We start from the raw sequence: 2,365 nt of genomic DNA on the forward strand, positions 1-2,365 counted from the left end.
GGCCATGCCCATCTCCTTGACCAGGCTCTGGATCAGGTCGAGCACCTGCTTCTGGATCGTCACGTCGAGCGCAGTGGTGGGCTCGTCGGCGATCAGCAGGTCCGGCCCGCAGGCCAGCGCCATGGCGATGCCGATGCGCTGGCGTTGGCCGCCGGAGAACTGGTGCGGGTAGGCATCCAGGCGCGAGGCCGCATCGGGAATGCCGACGCGGTCGAGCAGGTCGAGGGCTTCCTTGCGCGCCTGCGCCTTGGAGAGGCCGCGGTGCAGCATCAGCGGCTCGCCGACCTGGCGCGCGATCGTGTGCACCGGGTTCAGCGCCGTCATCGGCTCCTGGAAGATCATGCCGATGCGGTTGCCGCGGATCTGGCACATGTCCTTTTCGTCGCGCCCGACCAGCTCGGTGCCGTCGAAGCGGATGCTGCCCGTGACCTTGGCCGTCGAAGGCAGCAGGCCCATGAGCGACATCACGGTGATCGACTTGCCGCAGCCCGACTCGCCGACGATGCCCAGCGTTTCGCCGCGCTCCAGCGAGAAGGAGATGCCGCGCACGGCTTCGGCCGGGCCGCGTTGCGTCTGCAGGCCGATGTGCAGGTCGTTGACTTCGAGCAATGCCATGACGTGCGTGCTTACCTTGCGCGCGCCAGGCGCGGATCGAGCAGGTCGCGCAGACCATCGCCCAGCAGGTTCAGGCCGAGCACCGCGAAGGCGATGGCCATGCCCGGGAAGACAGCCAGCAGCGGCTGCTGGAACATCAGGGTCTGGGCTTCGCTGAGCATGCGGCCCCATGAAGGCTGCGGCGGCTGCGTGCCCAGGCCGAGGTACGACAGGGCCGCCTCGGCCAGGATCGCGATGGCGAAGCGGATCGTGATCTGCACGATCAGCACCGCCGAGATGTTGGGCAACACGTGCTGCATCGTGATCGCGAAGCTGCCCTTGCCGCAGGCGCGTGCGGCGGCGACGTACTCGCGGGACCAGATCGCATTGGCCGAGGCGCGCGTGATGCGTGCAAACGTCGGGATGTTGTAGATGCCGATCGCGATGATCGCATTGACGATGCCGGCGCCGAACACGGCGGTCATCATGATGGCCGACAGGATCGCAGGGAAGGCGAGCGTGAAGTCCGACAGGCGCATCACGGCTTCCTCGACCCAGCCGCGCCGGGCCGCAGCGAGCAAGCCCAGCGCGGTGCCGACCACGAGGCCGATGCCGACGGCGATCACGCCCACGAGGATGGACGCGCGCGCACCCACCAGCAGCAGCGAGGCCACGTCGCGCCCGAACGCATCGGTGCCGAGCCAGTGCGTGGCCGAAGGGCCCTGCATCTTGTTGGCCATGTCCATCGCGTAGGGCGACCAGGGCGTCCAGACGAAAGAGATCAGTGCCGCCAACAACAGCAGCAGCGCGAACACGCCGCCGATGACGAAGCTGCGGTGCTTGACCGCGCGGCGCCAGAAGCCGGGCGCGAGGGGCGCGGAGGAAGCGGGCACGGAAGGGGAGAGGATGGCGCTCATATGTCGCTCGCCTTGATGCGCGGGTCGATCACGGCGTACAGCACATCGACCACGAAGTTCACGATGACGACCATGGCCGCCAGCAGCATCACGCAGTTGCGCACCACGATCAGGTCGCGGTTGCTGATGGCCTGGAAGATCAGCCGGCCCAGCCCGGGCAGGTAGAACACGTTCTCCACCACGATGGTGCCGGCCAGCAGCTCGGAGAACTGCATGCCCATGACGGTGATGACGGGGATCATCGCGTTGCGCAGCACGTGGGTCCACAGCACCATGCGCTGCGACACGCCCTTGGCACGCGCGGTGCGAACGAAGTCTTCGCGCATCACCTCGAGCACGGCCGAGCGCGTGATGCGCGCGAGGATCGCGGCCTGCACCACGGCCAGCGACAAGGCCGGCAGCAGCAGCGACTTGATCCCCGCGAAGATGCCTTCACCCCAACCCTCGAAGCCGCCGGCGGAGAACCACTGCAGCTGCACCGAGAACACCAGGATCAGCAGGATCGCGAACCAGAAGTTGGGAATGGCGATGCCCACCTGGGCCATGCCCATCAGGCCGACGTCGCCGAGCTTGTTGTGGCGTGCGGCAGCGGTGACGCCCACGAGCAGGGCGATGACGACCGTCAGGCTCATCGCCATCACGGCCAGCGGCACTGTGAGGGCCAGGCGCTCCAGGATCAGGTCGATGACGGGGGAGCTGTAGGCGTAAGAGTCGCCCAGGTTGCCGGTCAGCATGCCGCCGACCCAGTGCCAGTAGCGCGTCCAGGCGGGCTGGTCCAGGCCGAGCTTGGTGGCCAGGGCGGCCACGGCATCGGGCGAGGCGTCCGGGCCCATGAGCATCTGCGCGGCATTGCC

General features: G+C 67.9%; 3 protein-coding genes. All 3 read right to left on the reverse strand.

All coding sequences use genetic code 11. From position 1 onward, the window contains the following. On the reverse strand, positions 1-615 hold a 615-nt coding region (locus ASD34_RS05075; RefSeq protein WP_157609640.1), incomplete at its 3' end, for an ATP-binding cassette domain-containing protein. An 11-nt stretch (positions 616-626) separates the two neighbouring features. After that, positions 627-1,511 (reverse strand): ABC transporter permease, encoded by an 885-nt coding sequence (locus ASD34_RS05080; protein ID WP_056573686.1) that lies wholly within the window; start codon positions 1,509-1,511, stop codon positions 627-629. Further along, positions 1,508-2,365 (reverse strand): ABC transporter permease (locus ASD34_RS05085; RefSeq protein WP_056573691.1); only part of this gene is annotated, 858 nt, incomplete at its 5' end. The genes ASD34_RS05080 and ASD34_RS05085, both read right to left, overlap by 4 nt.

It is taken from the genome of Variovorax sp. Root473, from assembly GCF_001426505.1.
Classification (GTDB): Bacteria; Pseudomonadota; Gammaproteobacteria; order Burkholderiales; family Burkholderiaceae_C; genus Variovorax.

Coding starts and splice junctions, on each gene's coding strand:
- ASD34_RS05080 (WP_056573686.1), bottom strand. CDS start 1,511: ATGAGCGCCATCCTCTCCCCTTCCGTGCCCGCTTCCTCCGCGCCCCTC.